Origin of the sequence: Pseudoxanthomonas composti (assembly GCF_004122095.1) — a bacterium.
Lineage (GTDB): Bacteria > Pseudomonadota > Gammaproteobacteria > Xanthomonadales > Xanthomonadaceae > Pseudoxanthomonas_A > Pseudoxanthomonas_A composti.
This window is the reverse complement of sequence record NZ_SAWZ01000002.1, coordinates 399,052-416,684: the sequence shown is the minus strand read 5'-3', so window position 1 is coordinate 416,684 and position 17,633 is coordinate 399,052. Positions and strand designations below refer to the sequence as shown.

Below are 17,633 nucleotides of genomic sequence, written 5' to 3'. Positions count from 1 at the left end.
CTCCTGCGCAGCCTGATCCACATACCTGAGGAGTGAGTGGGGGAGCGAGGTGAGGAGTGAGCGAAACAGCTGACGCGGCGGGCGCTTTGCTTTCGCCTCGGCGCTTACTCACTCCTCACTCCTCGCTTCACCACTCACTCCTCGCTTCACCACTCACTCCTCGCCCCACCATGTCCCCGCTCCTGCGCAGCCTGATCCACCTCAAGCCCCGCGATATCCCGGTGCGGGTGGCGCTGCGCAACTCCTTCGCGGTGTTCGCCGCGCTTGCCGGCGGGGTGTGGGCCGATGCGCCGGTCATCGGCCTGGGTCTGGCGATCGGCGCGCTGCAGACCATGTTCGCCGACCAGCCCGGCGCCTATGCCCTGCGCATGCGGCGTATGCTGCTGGCGGCGGCCATTGCCGGTCTGTCGGCGATGATCGGCGTGCTGGTCGGGCCGCATTCGGTGCTGGTCGTGCTGGCCGTGTTCGTGTTCGGCTTCGCCGGAGGGCTGGTGGTGGCGCTGGGGCCGCTGGCGGCCCGCAATGGCCTGGCCAGCATGCTGCTCGTGCTGGTCTCGGCCAATCTGGGCCTACCTCAGGACCAGGCCCTGGGCGTGGGCCTGTTGATCTTCGGCGGCGGCCTGCTGCAGATGCTGATGGCCCTGGCCGCCTGGCCGCTGCAGCGCTATCGCCCCGAGCGCTTCGCCGTAGCCACCATCCTGCAGCAGCTGGCCATCACCGCACGCACCCGGCCTGACCCCAGCCAGCCCTCGCCCACCCTGCAGGCTGCGCAGGACACCCTGGTGCTGCTGCATGGCCAGCACCACACGCGCGGCCAGGCGCTGCAGTCCTTCCGCATCATGGCCGAGGTCTGCGAGCGCGTGCGCGTGGACGTGCTGGCGCTGGCCGACATCCACGCCCGCCTGGAAGACGCACAGGCACGCACGCTGATCGAAACGCTGCTCAAGCAGGCGGCGCTGGTGCTGGACCATCTGGCCTCGGCCATGCGCGAGGCCAGCGCGCCGGTGGCCGCGCAGGTCGACGTCACCGCGCTGCAGGCCTTGGCCGACCAGCTCGATGGCGTGAAAAGCGAGGTCAGCGGCACGCGCGAACAGCGCCTGCTGCGGCTGGGGGCCGGCCGCGCCGCCGGGCTGGCCGGCCAGCTGCGCGCCCTGGTCCGCAATGGCTACTGGGCCAGCAGCCAGGGGCAGATCCAGGCCCAGCAGGCCGAGGCGCGGCTGCCGCCGGCCCTGCGCCCCAGCTCGCCCTGGCTGACGCTGCAGGCCAATCTCACGCTGTCCTCGGTGGCCTTTCGCCATGCCCTGCGCTGCGGCACCGCGCTGGTGGCGGCGCTGCTGCTGGAGCGCGGCCTTGCCTTGCCGCATGGGGCGTGGATCCCGATGACCACCGCCATCGTGCTCAAGCCCGACTTCGGCGGCACGCTCAGTTTCGGCGCTGGGCGCGTGCTGGGCACCCTGGCCGGGCTGCTGGTGGGCACCGCGCTGATCCACTACGCGATGGACGGCACCGTGGTGCGCTTGCTGCTGCTGTGGCTGTTCTGCTTCGGCTTCCGCCTGACCGCGCAGATGAACTACGGGCTGGGCGTGGCGCTGCTGACCGGCATGCTGGTGATGCTGCTGTCCTTCGAGGGCCAGGACCCGGGCCAGGCCCTGAGCGCGCGGGTGACCGCCACCCTGATCGGCAGCGCGCTAGCCATGACCGTCTACGCGCTGTGGCCGACCTGGGAAGGCCGCCGCGGCCGCGCCGCCTTCGCCAAGCTGCTGGAGGCCGACCAGCGCCACCTGAGCGCGCTGCTGGATGGCCGCGTGGACGTGCTGGACGAGACCCGCAGCGCCGCGCGTGCGGCCCGGACCAACGTGCAGGCCTCCATCGACCGCATGCGCGCCGAGCCGCGTCGCGGCGGCAACCGTGACGAGGCCCAGCTGGCGCAATCGCTGCTGGCCAACGCCACCCGGCTCATGCGCGCGCCGCTGACGCTGGAGGCGCAGCTGCGCGAGGGTGCGCAACTGGCCGCCTCCCCCGAGCTGTCGGCCTTCGCCCAGGCCGTGGACGACACCCTGTCTGCGCAGGTGCGCTACCTGCGCCAGGGCGGCAAGGCCTCGGCCATCCCCGCGGCGCGCCCCTTCGAGCGCAAGCTGGCCGAGGCCCTGGCTCACGAGCACGCGCTTTCTTTCGCGCTGCTCGATGCCTGCGATCGCATCGCCGACAGCCTGGATACGCTGACCCACCTGCTGCGCCGCGATGCCGGCGATGCCAAGCGCGCGCCGGTCCGGGCCGGCGAGTCGCCCGCCAGTTAGACTCGCCAACATCGCCCGCTACCGGCGCTAGCCGTTCCTGATCAGGTCGCTCATGTCCAATCCGTTGTCCCGCACCCATGTCATCGCCCTGGACGCCGCCGACCCGCTGCGCGCGTTCCGCAACGAGTTCCTGATCCCGCGCTGGCGCAATGGCGAGCAGATCTACTTCTGCGGCAACTCACTGGGCCTGCAGCCGCGGGGCGCGCGCGCGGCGGTGGAACAGGTGCTGGACAAGTGGGCGCACGAGGCGGTGGAAGGCCACTTCACCGGGCAGGGCCAGTGGATGACCTACCATGAGCAGCTGCGCGAGCCGCTGGCGCGCATCGTCGGCGCCCTGCCCTCCGAGGTGGTGGCGATGAACACCCTCACCGCCAACCTGCACTTCATGATGGTGAGCTTCTACCGCCCCACCGCGCAGCGCCCGGCGATCCTGATGGAGGCCGGCGCATTCCCCTCGGACCGCCATGCGGTGGAATCGCAGATCCGCTTCCACGGCCTGGACCCGGCCACCGACCTGATCGAGCTGGAACCGGACGAGGCCGAGGGCACGCTGTCGATGGAGGCCATCGCGCGGGCCATCGCCACCCATGGCCCGCGCCTGGCGCTGGTGCTGTGGCCGGGCGTGCAGTACCGCACCGGACAGGCCTTCGACCTGAAGGAAATCGCGCGCCTGGCGCATGCGGCCGGTGCGCAGGTGGGCTTCGACCTGGCCCATGCGGTGGGCAACCTGCCGCTGCAGCTGCACGACAGCGACGCCGATTTTGCGGTGTGGTGCCACTACAAGTACCTCAACGCCGGTCCCGGCGCGGTGGCCGGTGCTTTCGTGCACGCGCGCCACGCCCACAGCGACCGCCCGCGCTTCGCCGGCTGGTGGGGGCACGAGAAGCAGAGCCGGTTCCTGATGGCGCCCGAGTTCGTGCCCACCCCCGGGGCCGAGGGCTGGCAGTTGAGCAACCCGCCGGTGCTGGCGATGGCGCCGCTGGTTGCCTCGCTGGAACTGTTCGACCGCGCTGGCGGCATGGCCGCGCTGCGGGCCAAGTCCGAGAAGCTCACCGCGCTGCTGGAAGAGCTGATCGAGTCGCGCCTGCTGGACACGCTGGAGATCATCACCCCGGCCGAACCGGAACGTCGCGGCTGCCAGCTCTCGCTGCGCGTGGCCGGTGGCCGCGAGCGCGGCCGGGCGTTGTTCGACTACCTGGTCTCGGTGGGTATCACCGGCGACTGGCGCGAGCCTGACGTGATCCGCATCTCGCCCATCCCGCTCTACAACCGCTACATGGACGTGTACCGCTTCGTCGAGGAAGTCGAGGCCTGGGCCGGCGTCTGAGCCGCCCGTAGCCTGCGCACCGCCGCACCCCACTGGATCGTCATTGAACGCAGACACCTTTTCTCCCCGCACCATCACCCTGATCGGCGCGGGCCTGGCCGGCTCGCTGCTGGCCATCCTGCTGTCCCAGCGCGGCTGGCAGGTCACCGTGCACGAACGCCGCGGCGATCCGCGCATCAAGGGCTACGAGTCCGGGCGCTCGATCAACCTGGCCCTGGCCGAGCGCGGCCGCCACGCGCTGCGCCAGGCCGGCGCCGAAGAGGCGGTGATGGCGCGCGCGGTGATGATGCGCGGGCGCATGGTCCACCCCATCCAGGGGCAGCCGCAGCTGCAGCGCTACGGGCGCGACGACAGCGAGGTGATCTGGTCCATCCACCGGGCCGATCTCAATATCGCCCTGCTCGACCTGGCCGAGCAGGCCGGTGCCCGGATTCATTTCTACCGGCGCCTGCACACGGTCGATTTCCCGGCCGGCTATGCGCGCTTCATCGACGACCGCGACGACTCGCCGCACGACATCCGCTTCGACACGCTGATCGGCGCCGACGGTGCCGGTTCGGCGCTGCGCGCGGCGATGGACCGCGCCAGCCCGCTCGGCGCGCGCACCGAGTTCCTGGACCACTCCTACAAGGAGCTGGAAATCCCGCCGACCCAGGCGGGCGGCTTCCGCATCGAGGCCAATGCGCTGCATATCTGGCCGCGCGGCGACTACATGTGCATCGCCCTGCCCAATGCCGAGGGCACCTTCACCGTGACCCTGTTCCTGCCCAACCAGGGCCCGACCAGCTTTGCCACGGTGGCCAGCGGCGCGCAGGCACGGGCGCTGTTCGAGCGCGACTTCCCCGACGCCTTGCCGCTGATCCCGGACCTGGTGCAGGACTGGGAGGCCCATCCGCCCGGGCTGCTGGGCACGCTGTACCTGGACCGCTGGCACCTGGGCGGGCGCGCGGTACTGCTGGGGGATGCGGCGCACGCCATGGTGCCCTTCCACGGCCAGGGCATGAACTGCGCGTTCGAGGACTGCGTGGCGCTGGCCGAGCAGCTGGACCAGGCCGAGTCGCTGGCGCAGGCCTACGCGGCCTTCGAGGCGCAGCGCAAGCCCAACGCCTCGGCCATCCAGGCCATGGCGCTGGAGAACTACATCGAGATGCGCGACCGCGTGGACGATGCGGACTTCCTGCTGCAGCGCCAGCTCGAACAGGCGCTGCAGCAGCGCCATCCGGAGCGCTTCGTCCCGCACTACACCATGGTCACCTTCATGCGCATCCCTTACGCGGTGGCGCTGGAACGCAGCGAGCTGCAGCGGCAGCTGCTGATCGAGGCCACGGCCGGGCGCAGCGCGCTGGACCAGCTGGACTGGGACTGGCTGGACGCGCAGGTGCAGGCGCGCCTGGATGTCCTGAGCGAAGTCGCCTGAAGATCCGCCGCCCGGCTCATCGCGCCGGGCGGGTCGAGCCGCGCAGCACGCAGCGGGCGGACATCACCAGCCTGCGCACTGGCAGCTCCGGCGACTTCATCCGCTCCAGCAGCAGCGACATGGCGGCCCGTCCCATCTCTTCCACGGGTTGTTCCACCACGCTGATGCCGGGCTCGACCAGCTCGGTCCAACGCTCGTTGTCGAAGCCGGCCAGGGCCAGCTGGTCTGGGATGGACAGCCCCGCGGCGCGTGCGGCCTTCAGCGCGCCCATCAGCAGCAGATTATTGCTGGTCACCAGGGCCTGCGGCCGGTCCGCCCTGGCCAGCCAGGGGCCGGTGGCGGCGATGGCGGCCTCGGCGGTGGGCTCGACTTCCCGATAGTCCGGCGCCAGGCCGTGCGCCTGCATCGCCGCCAGGTAACCGTCGCGGCGTTCGGTCGCGGTGGTGCTGGTGCTGCCGAACAGTCCGCCGATGCGGCGATAGCCCTGCGCCAGCAGATGCGTTACCAGCTCGGTCATGGCGGCGCGGTTGTCGATCACCACGCTGTCGTGCCGTCCCGCGGCCGGGGCGCGATCGACCAGCACGGTCGGTGCATCCCACTGCATGCGTTCCAGCCGGCCCACCGTGGTGCGGGTCGGCGCGAAGATCAGGCCGCTGATGCGCTCCTCCTGCATCATCTGCAGATACAGCGCCTCGCGCGCCGGATCCTCGTCGGTGTTGCACAGCATGACCCGCAGCTCCTGCTGGTAGGCCACCGCCTCCACCGCGCCGATCAGGGCGGTGAAGAAGGGGTTGCGGATGTCGGCCACGATCACCGCGATGATGCCGCTGCGCTGGGAGCGCAGGCGCCGCGCCTGCAGGTTGGGTCGGTAGCCGGTCTGGGAGATGGCCGCCTCGACCCGCGCGCGCACCTCGGCGCTGACCGCGCCGCCGGCAACCACGCGCGAGACCGTGGACTTGGAGACGCCGGCCACCCGGGCCACGTCGTTGATGCTGATGCTCACTGGGATCGATTTCCTTTTTCCGTTGCCCTGACTTGCCTGCGTGGCGAAGCCTGAGGGTACCGCGCAGCAGGGTTGGGGCTTTTGTGCACTGCACATTGCGTTTTTGTGTGGGAACGTTCCCAATTGCGCTCCAGCTGATTCGCTTGGAGTTCCTGTGTCGCAACAACTCTCCCCCGCGGCGGTCGCGCCGGAACTCATACGGCTGGATGCCAAGGCGCGCGACAAGGCCGATGCCATCGCCCAGGTGGCGCAGTTGCTCACCGCCGGCGGCTGCGTCGCCCCCGGCTATCAGGCCAGCATGTCCCGCCGCGAGGAGCTGGCCAACACCTTCCTGGGACATGGCGTGGCCATCCCCCACGGCCTGGGCGAGGACCGCCACCTGGTCCGTCGCGATGGCATTGCCGTGCTGCAGCTGCCCCAGGGCGTGGAGTGGAACCCGGGCCAGGTCACCCACCTGGTGGTGGGCATCGCCGCCCAGTCCGACACCCATATCACCCTGCTGCGGCGCCTGACCCGCCTGATCCAGGACCAGGCAACGCTGCAGCGTCTGTTCACCACCGGCCAGGCGGAGCAGATCGTCGCTGCGTTGTCCGGCGACACCGCCAGCCAGCCCGCCGCGCCGGCCAGCGATCTGGCCCACGGCTTCAGCTGGACCATCGCCTACCCCAGCGGGCTGCACGCGCGTCCGGCCACCCGCTGGGCCGAAGCCGCGCGTCGTTTCGTCGCGCGCCTGCAGGTCCGTGCCGGGGATCAGGCCGCCGATGCCAAGAGCCTGGTGGCGTTGCTGCAGCTGGGCCTGCGGCAAGGCGATGAGATCGTGGTCTCGGCCGAAGGCCAGGACGCCGAGGCCGCCCTGGCCGCCCTGCGCAAGGCCATGGACGGACTGATCCTTCAGGAAAAGGCCGACGCCGAACGCGCGGCCCAGCGCCGCGCCGCGCCGGTCAACGGCTGGACCCCGCCCGAGGCGCAGGCGGCCATCGTCGGCATCGGCGCCAGCCCGGGCCTGGCCATCGCTAAGGTGCACGTGCTGGCCGGCGCTCAGACCGAGGTGGCCGACCGGCCCACACCGCTGGGGGAAGGCGGCGCGCAACTGCACCAGGCCCTCAGCCGCACCCGCCAGCAGCTGCGGGCGCTGGAGGACGACACCCAGCGCCGGCTCGGCGCGGCGGACGCGGCGATCTTCAAGGCCCAGGGCGCACTGCTGGACGATACCGACCTGATCACCCGCGCCTGCCAGCTGATGGTCGAAGGCCACGGCGTGGCCTGGTCCTGGCATCAGGCCATCGAACAGACCGCTTCGGGCCTGGCGGCACTGGGCAACCCGGTGCTGGCCGGACGCGCGGCGGATCTGCGCGATGTCGGCCGGCGCGTGCTGGCCCAGCTCGACCCCAGCGCCGCCGGCGGCGGCCTGGCCGAGCTGCCCGACTATCCCTGCATCCTGCTGGCCGCCGACCTCTCGCCCTCGGACACGGCCAACCTGGATCCGCAACGCGTGCTGGGCCTGGCCACGGCGCAAGGCGGACCCACCTCGCATACGGCCATCCTCTCGCGCACGCTCGGGCTACCGGCGCTGGTGGCCGGCGGCGCCGACCTGCTGGCGGTGGCCCCGGGCACCGAGGCCATCCTGGATGGCAACAGCGGGCGCCTGTACCTGTCGCCGTCGGCCAACGACCTGGCCGCCGCGCGCGCCTGGATCGACGAACAGCGCCAGGTGCGTGAGCGCGAAGCCCAGCAACGGGCGCAGCCGGCCCAGACCACCGACGGCCATCGCATCGACATCGGCGCCAACGTCAACCTGCCCGACCAGGTGCCGCTGGCGCTGGAGCAAGGCGCCGAGGGCGTGGGCCTGATGCGCACCGAGTTCCTGTTCCTGGAGCGCAGCAGCACGCCGGACGAGGAGGAGCAGTTCCAGACCTATGTGGCCATGGCCGCCGCGCTGGACGGCCGCGCGCTGATCGTGCGGGCGCTGGACATCGGCGGCGACAAGCAGGTGGCGCACCTGGAGCTGCCGCACGAGGAGAATCCGTTCCTGGGCGTGCGCGGCGCGCGCCTGCTGCTGCGCCGTCCGGACCTGCTGGAACCGCAGCTGCGCGCGCTGTATCGCGCCGCCAGGCAGGGGGCGCGCCTGTCGATCATGTTCCCCATGATCACCTCGGTGCCCGAGTTGATCGCCCTGCGCGGCATCTGCGAGCGCCTGCGCGAGGAACTGGACGCCCCGCAGGTGCCGATCGGCATCATGATCGAGGTGCCCGCCGCCGCCGCCCAGGCCGACCTGCTGGCCCAGCACGCCGACTTTTTCTCCATCGGCACCAACGACCTGACCCAGTACGTGCTGGCGATCGACCGCCAGAACCCCGAGCTGGCCGCCGAGGCCGACAGCCTGCATCCGGCGGTGCTGCGCGCCATCCACAGCACGGTCCAGGGCGCCCGCGCCCATGGACGCTGGGTCGGCGTCTGCGGCGGCCTGGCCGGCGATCCATTCGGCGCCTGCCTGCTGGCCGGCCTGGGCGTGGACGAGCTCTCGATGACGCCCAACGACATTCCGGCGGTCAAGGCGCGCCTGCGGGCGGCCGCGCTGGTCGAGCTGCAGGCGCTGGCGCAACAGGCGCTGGCCTGCGCCGATGCCGGCCAGGTGCGTGGCCTGGACGGAGCCGGCGCATGAGTGCGCGCGTGCTGACCGTCACGCTCAATCCGGCGATCGACCAGACCGTGCGCCTGGACACGCTGGAACCGGGCCAGGTGCACCGCGCCGGGCGCAGCCGCGAGGATGCCGGCGGCAAGGGCATCAACGTGGCCGCCTGCCTGGCCGACTGGGGCGTGGCGACCACGGCCCTGGGGGTCATCGGGGCGGACAACGCCGCGGTCTTCCGCAGCCTGTTCGAGCAGCGCGGCATTGCCGACAGCTGCCTGCGCGTGCCCGGTTCGACCCGCACCAACGTCAAGCTGGTCGAACGCGATGGGCGGACCACCGACATCAACCTGCCCGGCCTGTGCCTGGACCCCGGCATTCTGGGCGCCGTCGCCGCGCGGCTGGAGGCGCTGCTGACCCCGCAGATGCCGGTGGTCCTGTCCGGCAGCCTGCCCGCTGGCCTGCCGCATGCGGCCTGGGCACGACTGCAGGCCCAGGCACAGAGCGCGGGCGCCCGCGTGGTGCTGGACAGCAGCGGCCCGGCGCTGGCGGCGGCGCTGGAAAGCCAAACCCCGCCGTTCGCGGTCAAGCCCAACCGCCACGAGCTGGAGGCCTGGACTGGCCATGCCCTGGACGACCGCGACGCATTGCTGGCCGCAGGCCGCGCGCTGCTGGCGCGCGGGGTGTCGCTGGTGGTGGTGTCCATGGGCAGCGACGGCGCGCTGTTCCTGGACCACAGCGGCGCCCTGCTCGCCCGGCCACCACGGCTGGAAGGCGGCAGCTCGGTCGGCGCGGGCGACGCCATGGTGGCCGGCATCGCCGCGGCGCTGCTGGAGCCGGCCTTCGACCTGGGCGGCTGCGCGCGCCTGGCCACCGCCTTTTCCATGAGCCGTCTGCACAGCGGCGATGCGCGTCGGCTGGATCCGGCCCAGGTCCGCGATTGGGCCGGGCAGGTCCACATCGACCCCCTCGGCTGAGCGCATCCCCGCCGGCACCCCAGATTCCCAGGAGTTTTCCGCATGCAAGCTTCCATCGTGGTCATCGCTGCCGGCCCGCGCAGCACCGAAGCGGTCCTGGCCGCCGAGGCGCTGCGCCGCGCCGCGCGCCAGGGCGGCGTTGAACTGGCCATCGAGATCCGCAGCGATCAGGGCATCACCGGCGCCCTGGATGCGGCGCACTGCGCGCAGGCCAGCAGCGTGCTGCTGGTGGGCGATGGCGATGGCGAGCGCGGCCGCTTCGGCCAGGCGGCACTCACCGCGGTGCAACTGGACGCGGTGCTACGCGATCCAGAGGGCGTGCTGGCCGACTGGATCGGCGCGGGCAAGGGCGAAGCGGTGGCTGCGGGCGGCAAGCGCATCGTGGCCATCACCTCCTGCCCGACCGGCATCGCCCATACCTTCATGGCCGCCGAGGGCCTGCAACAGGCCGCCGCGGCGCTGGGCCACCACCTGCGCGTGGAGACCCAGGGCTCGGTCGGCGCACAGGACACCCTCAGCGCGGAAGAAATCGCCCAGGCCGACGTGGTCCTGGTGGCTGCCGACCGCGAGGTGGAGCTGTCGCGCTTCGGCGGCAAGCGCGTGTACAAGAGCGGCACCAAGCCTGCGATCAACGATGGCCAGGCGCTGATTCGCAAGGCCCTGGCCGAGGCCAGCGTGCAGGCCGGCGGCGACCAACCGGCCACGCCCAGCGAGAAGCCCAAGGCCGCCGGGCCCTACAAGCACCTGATGACCGGCGTGTCGTTCATGCTGCCCTTCGTCACCGCCGGCGGCCTGCTGATCGCCCTGGCCTTCGCCATCGGCGGCATCTACGCCGGCGACGATGCCAGCAGCGGCACGCTGGCCTGGAGCCTGCTGCAGATCGGGGCCAAGGGCGGCTTCCTGCTGATGGTGCCGGCGCTGGCCGGCTACATCGCCTACTCCATCGCCGACCGCCCCGGCATCGCCCCGGGCATGATCGGCGGCGTGGTCGCGGCCAACATGGGCGCCGGCTTCATCGGCGGCATCCTGGCCGGCTTCGTCGCTGGCTACGGCGTGGCCTGGATCAACCGCTTCCTGCGCCTGCCGCGCAGCCTGCAGGGGCTCAAGCCGGTGCTCATCCTGCCGGTGCTGGGCACGCTGCTGGTCGGCCTGCTGATGATGTACGTGATCGGCACGCCGGTGGCGCAGCTGCTGGCCTGGCTCACCGAGTGGCTGCGCGGCATGCAGGGCACCAGCGCGATCGTGCTGGGCCTGCTGCTGGGCGGGATGATGGCGGTGGACATGGGCGGGCCGGTCAACAAGGCCTCCTATGCGTTCTCCACCGCGCTGATTTCCAGCCAGGTCTACACGCCCATGGCGGCGACCATGATCGGCGGCATGACCCCGCCGCTGGGCATCGCCCTGGCGACCTGGCTGTTCCGCAGCCGCTTCACCGCCGAGGAGCGCGGCACCGCCGGCGCGGCCGGGGTGCTGGGCCTGGCCTTCGTCACCGAAGGCGCCATTCCCTATGCCGCGCGCGACCCGCTGCGCACCATCCCGGCACTGGTGCTGGGCTCGGCCGTGGCCGGGGCGATCTCGATGGCGGCCGGCGCCGAACTGAAGGTGCCTCATGGCGGCGTGTTCGTCCTGCCGATCCCCAACGCGGTGACCCACCTGGGGACCTACCTGCTGGCCCTGGTGGTGGGCGTGGCGGTCACCGCCGTGGCGCTGGGACTGTTCAAGAAGCCGGTCGCGGCCAAGGGCTGAGCCCCACGCCAAACCGCTGTGTATCGACTGCCTCGCGCGGCGTTGCACCGCCGCGCGCCTCCTTCCCTCGCTTTGATGCCAGGAACCCGACGCATGTCCCGCTCACGCCTTCGCCCCCTGTCCGCAGCGCTCGCCCTGCTCCTGGCACCGCTGGCCCATGCCCAGCAGGTCATCACGCCCAAGCTGTCCTACACCGGTGAGGCCGCCGCAATGCTGGGCGGCGGGCAGGATTCCGGCAGCGCCTACGCAGGCCAGGCCCTGATCGGGATGGACCTGCACCTGGACCAGGCGGTCGGCTGGCCAGGGGCCACGCTCAAGGCCTACGTCATCAACCGGCATGGCACCAATCTGGTCAACAGCAGCCTGGGCAACAGCACCTCGGTGCAGGAGATCTACGGCGGCCAGGGCACGCGCCTGGCCAACCTGACCCTGGAGCAGTCCCTGCTCGATGGGCGCCTGGTGCTGGAGGCCGGCCGCAGCATCGCCAACATCCACTTCCTGGGTTCGGACCTGTGCCAGTTCTTCCAGGGCAACTCCGCCTGCGGCAACCCGACCTATGTGTTCCGCACCAGCAGCTTCACCTGGTGGCCGGTGTCCAGCTGGATGGCCGACGCCAAGGCCTGGGTGACGCCGCAGCTCTACGTGCACGTGGGCGCCTACCAGGTCGATCCCAGCCAGGCGATGGACGGCGAGCATGGCCTGCGCTGGAGCACCAGCCAGGCCACCGGCTGGATCGTGCCCTACGCCATCGGCTGGCAGAGCGCGGCCGGTGCGCGGCACAAGGCCATGTACGAGCTGGGCGGCTGGCAGGACAACGCGCCCTACCGCGATCCGTTGGTGGATGCCGACGGGACCCCGGCCGCGCTGAGCGGGCTGGACTACGCCGGCCGGCATGGTCGCTCTGGCGCGTATGCGCGCTTCGAGCAACAGGTCAGCGGGCCTGACGCCTCGCACGGCCTGACCCTGTTCGGCGCGGTGCTCAAGGGCACCTCCGGCCAGTTGATCGAGCACTGGTTCGCCCAGGCCGGGCTGGTGCAGAAGGGCACCTTCGCCAGCCGCCCGCAGGACGACCTGGCGCTGGTGGTCACCCGCCAGCAGTACAGCGACGATGCCCTGGAGAACCTGCGCCTGACCCGCGCCGTGGCCGGTGGCACGGGCACGCCACCCAGCGGCCAGACCATGATGGAGTTGAGCTACGGCTTTGCGGTCAATTCGCACCTGCGCATCGCCCCCAGCCTGCACTACGTGATGCATCCGGATCAGTTCAACGCGCCGGCCCGTGCGGTGGACCTGCCCAATGCCTGGGTCGCCGGCCTGAGGTTCGATCTCAACCTCTGAGCGCGCCGCGGCCTGCCGCCAGCGCGCACTGGCGGCATACTGTGTGGCCAATCGCCACGTCATGTTTCGATGGCTGAGAGCTTTTTCTTCTACGACCTGGAAACCTTCGGCCAGGATCCGCGCCGCACGCGCATCGCCCAGTTCGCCGGCCAGCGCACCGATGCGGCGCTCAATCCCATCGAGGAACCGGTCACCTTCTACGTGCGCCCGGCCGATGACCTGCTGCCTTCGCCCGTGGCCACGCTGATCACCGGCATCACCCCGCAGCAGGCCCTGGCCGAGGGCGTGCGCGAGTGCGAGGCGATGGCCCGCATCTGCGAGGAGATGGCGCGGCCGCAGACCTGCACGCTGGGCTGGAACACCCTGCGCTTCGACGACGAGTTCGTGCGCCACGGCCTGTTCCGCAACTTCTTCGACCCTTACGAGCGCGAATGGCGCAGCGGCAACTGCCGCTGGGACCTGCTGGACGTGGCGCGGCTGTTCCACGCCCTGCGCCCGCAAGGCGTGCAGTGGCCGCAGCGCGAGGACGGCAAGGGCACCTCGTTCAAGCTCGAACACCTGGCGCTGGCCAACGAGGTGCGTGTCGGTGAGGCGCACGAGGCCATGTCCGACGTACGCGCCACCCTGGGCATCGCCCAGGCCATGCGCAGGGCGCAGCCGCGGCTGTGGGACTACGCGCTGCAGCTGCGCAACAAGCGCTTTGCCGCCTCGCTGCTGGACTGCGTGGCGATGACGCCGGTGCTGCACGTCTCCCAGCGCTACCCCGCCACCCGCCTGTGCGCCGCGCCGGTGCTGCCGCTGGCGCGTCATCCGCGCATCGACAGCCGCGTGATCGTGATGGACCTGGATGGCGACGTGGACGCCTTGCTGGAGCTGGATGCGCAGGACATCGCCGACCGCCTCTACACGCCATCAGCCGACCTGCCCGAGGGCGTGCGCCGCGTGGCGCTGAAAGAAGTCCACACCAATCGATGCCCGGCGATCGTGCCGTGGCACTACCTGCGCGAGGACGACCTGCAGCGCCTGCAGATCGACCCGCAGGCCGTCGCGCACCAGGCCGAGCGCCTCCGACCGCACGCGGCGCAGATCGCCGAGAAGGTGCGTCAGGTCTATGCCAGCGAGCGCGCCAGGGAGCACCCGGATGCGGACGCCTCACTCTACGACGGCTTCATCGGCGATGGCGACAAGCGCCGCCTGGCCGAGGTGCGGGCCACGCCGCCGCAGGCCCTGGGCGCCCGCGCCTTTGGCTTCAGCGATCCGCGCCTGGACGAGCTGCTGTTCCGCTATCGCGCGCGCAACTGGCCGCAGACCCTGTCCCAGCCCGAGCAGGAGCGCTGGGACGGCTACCGCCGCCGTCGCCTGGGGGGCGACCCTGCGCTGTCCGAATACGGCTTTGAAAGCTATGCGGCCGAGCTTGCCGCTTTACGGGCCGCCAACGCCGGCGATGGTAACAAGCAGGCCCTGCTGGACCGTCTGCAGGACTGGGGCCGGCAGCTGCAGGCCTCCCTGTAGACGGCCCTGGCGCACCTTCGTTCCGGACCCCGATGACCCGCTATTTCACTGACGCCAGCCTCAAGTTCCTGCGCGGCCTGGCCAAGCACAACGACAAGGCCTGGTTTGCCGCGCACCGGGCCGACTACGAGGCGCACGTGCGCCAGCCCTTCAACCAGCTGCTGACCGACCTGCAACCGGACCTGGCCAAGGTCAGCCCGCACTTCCGCTCCGACCCCAAGCCGGTCGGCGGCTCGCTGTTCCGCATCTATCGCGATGCGCGCTTCTCCAACGACAAGTCGCCGTACAAGTCCTGGCAGGGCGCAAGGCTTTATCACGAGCGCCGCCGCGAGGTGCCCGCCCCATCGTTCTACCTGCACCTGCAGCCGGGGCAGAGCTTCGTCGGCGCCGGCGTCTGGCACCCGGAGCCCGACACGCTGCGCCGCATCCGGCAGTTCATCTTCGACAACCCCGCCAGCTGGAAGAAAGCCGCCCATGGCGCCGCCTTTCGCCGGCGTTTCGATTTCGAGGAAGACGAGATGCTGACCCGCCCGCCGCGCGGTTTCCCGCCGGAGTTCGAGTTCATCGACGACCTCAAGCATCGCAACTTCGTGTTCTGGCGCGGCCTGGACGACATGACCGTCACCGGCCCGGGGCTGCGCAAGACCCTGGCTTCGGACCTGCAGGCGCTGGGGCCATTCGTGGACTATCTGTGCGCGAGTCTGGAGCTGGAGTTCTAGCGGCGTCATGAGGAAGTGGATTGCCCTCGCGCTGATCCTGCTGCTCGCCTTGGGCAGCTATGTCGCAGCCGGGCCGTACCTGGCCATCCGCGGCATCCATCGCGCGCTCCAGGCGCAGGACGTGTCCGCCCTTTCGGACCATGTCGATTTCGCGGCACTGCGCCTGAGTTTTCGCGCGCAGCTGGAAGACGCACTGGCACGCCGGGCCGGCGCGGACATGCAGTCCAGCCTGCTGGGTCAGTTCGGACTCTCGCTCGGCAACCGTGTGCTCGGCCTGGGCGTGGATGCGATGGTGACCCCGGTCGGCGTGGCCGCGATGCTGCAAGGGCGTTCGGTGTGGAAGCGCGCACTGGGGGACACCGCGAATGGCGACACCTATGGTCCCCCTGCCCCGGCCGAGCCGCTCAGGCAGGCCGAGCATCGCTATGAATCGTTATCGCGTTTCACCGCGACGACCCGCACCGATGCCGGCGAGCCGATCACCTTCGTGTTCGAGCGGCGCGGGCTGGTTTGGAAGTTGACGGATATCCGGCTGCCTTTGGGGCGAGGAGTGAGCGCAGAGGAGTGAGGAGTGAGCAAAGGCGGAGTGTCGGCGATGCGATGCTTTCCTAAGATCGGCTAGTACAGCATCCCTCGGGTCATGACGGAGAAATCCACGCGTGCGCTTACCGCATGTTCAAAGCCCCGAGGCGGCCCCACTCACTTCTCACTCCTCTTCACTAACTCCTCGCCTCCCCCCCCCACTCACTCCTCATTCGCCACGCCATGCGGCACATGCCCGGCCAGGCTCTGATGCGCATGGGCGCTGTCGATGTTGTGCTGGGAGTCGTCGAAGAAGATGTCCGCGCCGAAGGCGGCCAGGAACGGGCCCTTGTGGCGACCGCCCAGGAACAGGGCCTCGTCCAGGCGTACGCCCCACTCGCGCAGGGTACGGATCACGCGCTCATGGGCCGGGGCCGAGCGGGCGGTGACCAGCGCGGTGCGGATGGGGGCGCTTTCGCCTGGCGGGAACGCGGCCTGTAGCTGGTGCAGGGCCGAGAGGAAGTTGCGGAACGGGCCACCGGAGAGCGGCGCGCGCGCGTTCTCCTGCTCGTGCCGCCCGAAGGCTTCCACGCCCTGCTCGCGCGAGATGCGCTCGCTCTCATCGCCGAAGATCACCGCGTCGCCATCGAAGGCGATGCGCAGCTGCGAGCGACCCGACGCGCCAGCGCCATCGCCGCTGGCCGCCTCCTCGCGCATGGCGATGGCCGCCTCGGCCTGCTCGCCCGCCGGCTTAGGCAGGATGGTCGCCGCGGCGATGCCGTGCAGCAGCGCGCTGCGCACCGAATCGGGATTGGCCGACAGGAACAGGTCGGTGCCGAAGGGCTTCACGTAGGGCCAGGTGGCCTCGCCCGCGGTGAAGGTGGCCCGCACGATGCCCAGCCCGTAGTGCTGGATCGAATTGAAGATGCGCAGGCCGGTATCGGCCGAGTTGCGCGACAGCAGGATCACCTCCACCCGCGGCGTGTCCTCGGGGGCGCCGGCATTGAGCGCCAGCAGCTTGCGCACCACCGGGAAGGCCACGCCCGGGGCCAGCACATCGTCCTCGTGCTCGCGCTGGTAGCGGGCGTAGGCCTCCAGCCCCTCGCGTTGCCACAAGGCGTGGCTCTCTTCCAGGTCGAACAGGGCGCGCGAGGTGACGGCGACGGTCAGCAGGCGTGGGGTGTTGTCGGGCATGTCGGGGGAGGGAGAGCGAGGGAGAGCGAGGAACGAGTGGAGGGGAACGAGGAACGAGAGGTTGCCGGGCGGGCCTGCGGGACGACGCGAACCGGGCGTGGCGCGCGCGCTGCGGGTTCAGACCGTGAACTGCTCGCTGAGGATGCGCTCTTCCAGGTTGTGCTCCGGGTCGAACAACAGGCTGACGGTGCGGTCGCGCGATTCGTGAATGGTCACTTCCAGCACGTTGCGGGTCTCGTGCGAATCGGCGGTCACGCTGACCGGGCGCTTGTACGGATCGAGCACCTTGAAGCACACCTCGGTGTCGGCCTTGAGGATGGCTCCGCGCCAACGGCGCGGACGGAACGGCGCGATCGGCGTCAGCGCGATGGTGTGCGAGCCCAGCGGCAGGATCGGCCCATGCGCGGAGAAGTTGTAGGCGGTGCTGCCGGCCGGGGTGGCGACCAGCACGCCGTCGCCGATCAGCTCCTCCACGCGGGTGCGGCCGTTGAGATCGATGCTCAGGTGCGCGGCCTGGCGCGTCTGGCGCAGCAGCGAAACCTCGTTGTAGGCCAGCGAGCCAGTGGTCGCACCGGACTCGGTCAGCACCCGCATTTCCAATGGACGCAAGGTGGCAGGCTCGGCTGTCGCCAGGCGTTCAAGCAGGCCCTCGCCGCGATGGTGATTCATCAGGAATCCCACCGTGCCCAGCTTCATGCCGTACACGGGGCGGCCCAGGGCGCCATGGCGATGCAGGGTCTGCAGCATGAAGCCATCGCCGCCCAGCGGGCAGATGACGTCGGCGTCTTCGGGCAGGTGGTTGCCATGTTCGGCGACCAGCTCGGACAACGCCTGCTGTGCGGCGGGTGCGGGACTGGCAAGGAAGGCGATGCGCGGCTGGCTCATGGCGTGAGGATACTCTGCCCGGGCGATCGCGACGGCGGAAAAGAGAACGGCCGCTTGCGCGGCCGTT

General features: G+C 70.7%; 13 protein-coding genes. 10 read left to right on the top strand and 3 right to left on the bottom strand.

Annotated elements, in window-relative coordinates; translation table 11 throughout:
• The first annotated feature begins 170 nt into the window (after window positions 1-170).
• Genes EPA99_RS05075 through EPA99_RS05065 form a run of 3 tightly spaced genes read left to right on the top strand, consistent with a single transcriptional unit; the run spans window position 171 to window position 5,041 of the window.
• Entirely contained in the window at window positions 171-2,297 is a 2,127-nt protein-coding gene (locus tag EPA99_RS05075) for an FUSC family protein (protein ID WP_129470106.1), read from the top strand.
• A 52-nt stretch (window positions 2,298-2,349) separates the two neighbouring features.
• Window positions 2,350-3,624, top strand: coding sequence for a kynureninase (kynU, locus tag EPA99_RS05070; protein WP_129470105.1), 1,275 nt, complete (start codon window positions 2,350-2,352; stop codon window positions 3,622-3,624).
• A gap of 43 nt (window positions 3,625-3,667) precedes the next feature.
• On the top strand, window positions 3,668-5,041 hold the full coding sequence (locus EPA99_RS05065) for an FAD-dependent oxidoreductase (RefSeq protein WP_241688267.1): 1,374 nt from the start codon (window positions 3,668-3,670) through the stop codon (window positions 5,039-5,041).
• A 16-nt stretch (window positions 5,042-5,057) separates the two neighbouring features.
• Here the strand turns inward: EPA99_RS05065 and EPA99_RS05060 are convergent, their stop codons facing one another.
• Window positions 5,058-6,044, bottom strand: coding sequence for a LacI family DNA-binding transcriptional regulator (locus tag EPA99_RS05060; protein WP_129470104.1), 987 nt, complete (start codon window positions 6,042-6,044; stop codon window positions 5,058-5,060).
• Window positions 6,045-6,198: 154 nt separating this feature from the next.
• On the opposite strand from EPA99_RS05060, the gene ptsP reads away from it, so the two are divergent.
• The 7 genes from ptsP (at window position 6,199) to EPA99_RS05025 (ending at window position 15,533) form a co-directional block, all read left to right on the top strand.
• Complete coding sequence (gene ptsP, locus EPA99_RS05055; protein ID WP_129470103.1) at window positions 6,199-8,706, top strand: phosphoenolpyruvate--protein phosphotransferase; 2,508 nt, start codon at window positions 6,199-6,201, stop codon at window positions 8,704-8,706.
• Window positions 8,703-9,650, top strand: coding sequence for a 1-phosphofructokinase (gene pfkB, locus EPA99_RS05050; RefSeq protein ID WP_129470102.1), 948 nt, complete (start codon window positions 8,703-8,705; stop codon window positions 9,648-9,650). Before ptsP ends, pfkB begins: the two co-directional genes overlap by 4 nt.
• Before the next feature lie 42 nt (window positions 9,651-9,692).
• Window positions 9,693-11,396, top strand: coding sequence for a PTS fructose transporter subunit IIC (locus EPA99_RS05045; protein ID WP_129470101.1), 1,704 nt, complete (start codon window positions 9,693-9,695; stop codon window positions 11,394-11,396).
• Window positions 11,397-11,489: 93 nt separating this feature from the next.
• The gene (locus EPA99_RS05040) at window positions 11,490-12,734 is read left to right on the top strand and encodes a carbohydrate porin (protein WP_129470100.1); all 1,245 of its coding nucleotides are present in this window, start codon (window positions 11,490-11,492) and stop codon (window positions 12,732-12,734) included.
• Window positions 12,735-12,803: 69 nt separating this feature from the next.
• Window positions 12,804-14,246 carry an exodeoxyribonuclease I gene (gene sbcB / locus EPA99_RS05035; protein ID WP_129470099.1) on the top strand — a complete coding sequence of 481 codons (1,443 nt, stop codon included), beginning with the start codon at window positions 12,804-12,806 and terminating at the stop codon, window positions 14,244-14,246.
• Between the two features lie 32 nt (window positions 14,247-14,278).
• Window positions 14,279-14,965 carry a DUF2461 domain-containing protein gene (locus tag EPA99_RS05030; protein WP_129470098.1) on the top strand — a complete coding sequence of 229 codons (687 nt, stop codon included), beginning with the start codon at window positions 14,279-14,281 and terminating at the stop codon, window positions 14,963-14,965.
• 7 nt (window positions 14,966-14,972) lie between these two features.
• Window positions 14,973-15,533, top strand: a complete 561-nt coding sequence (locus EPA99_RS05025) for a DUF2939 domain-containing protein (protein WP_129470097.1) — start codon at window positions 14,973-14,975, stop codon at window positions 15,531-15,533.
• A 176-nt stretch (window positions 15,534-15,709) separates the two neighbouring features.
• On the opposite strand, the gene EPA99_RS05020 is transcribed toward EPA99_RS05025, so the two are convergent.
• Window positions 15,710-16,681, bottom strand: a complete 972-nt coding sequence (locus EPA99_RS05020; RefSeq protein WP_129470096.1) for a 5'-nucleotidase — start codon at window positions 16,679-16,681, stop codon at window positions 15,710-15,712.
• A gap of 117 nt (window positions 16,682-16,798) precedes the next feature.
• Window positions 16,799-17,566: an NAD kinase gene (locus EPA99_RS05015; protein WP_129470095.1), complete on the bottom strand. Its 768-nt coding sequence runs from the start codon at window positions 17,564-17,566 to the stop codon at window positions 16,799-16,801.
• Window positions 17,567-17,633: the final 67 nt, after the last annotated feature.

Coding starts and splice junctions, on each gene's coding strand:
- EPA99_RS05075 (WP_129470106.1), top strand. CDS start 171: ATGTCCCCGCTCCTGCGCAGCCTGATCCACCTCAAGCCCCGCGATATC.
- kynU (WP_129470105.1), top strand. CDS start 2,350: ATGTCCAATCCGTTGTCCCGCACCCATGTCATCGCCCTGGACGCCGCC.
- pfkB (WP_129470102.1), top strand. CDS start 8,703: ATGAGTGCGCGCGTGCTGACCGTCACGCTCAATCCGGCGATCGACCAG.
- EPA99_RS05045 (WP_129470101.1), top strand. CDS start 9,693: ATGCAAGCTTCCATCGTGGTCATCGCTGCCGGCCCGCGCAGCACCGAA.
- EPA99_RS05040 (WP_129470100.1), top strand. CDS start 11,490: ATGTCCCGCTCACGCCTTCGCCCCCTGTCCGCAGCGCTCGCCCTGCTC.
- sbcB (WP_129470099.1), top strand. CDS start 12,804: ATGGCTGAGAGCTTTTTCTTCTACGACCTGGAAACCTTCGGCCAGGAT.
- EPA99_RS05030 (WP_129470098.1), top strand. CDS start 14,279: ATGACCCGCTATTTCACTGACGCCAGCCTCAAGTTCCTGCGCGGCCTG.
- EPA99_RS05025 (WP_129470097.1), top strand. CDS start 14,973: ATGAGGAAGTGGATTGCCCTCGCGCTGATCCTGCTGCTCGCCTTGGGC.
- EPA99_RS05020 (WP_129470096.1), bottom strand. CDS start 16,681: ATGCCCGACAACACCCCACGCCTGCTGACCGTCGCCGTCACCTCGCGC.
- EPA99_RS05015 (WP_129470095.1), bottom strand. CDS start 17,566: ATGAGCCAGCCGCGCATCGCCTTCCTTGCCAGTCCCGCACCCGCCGCA.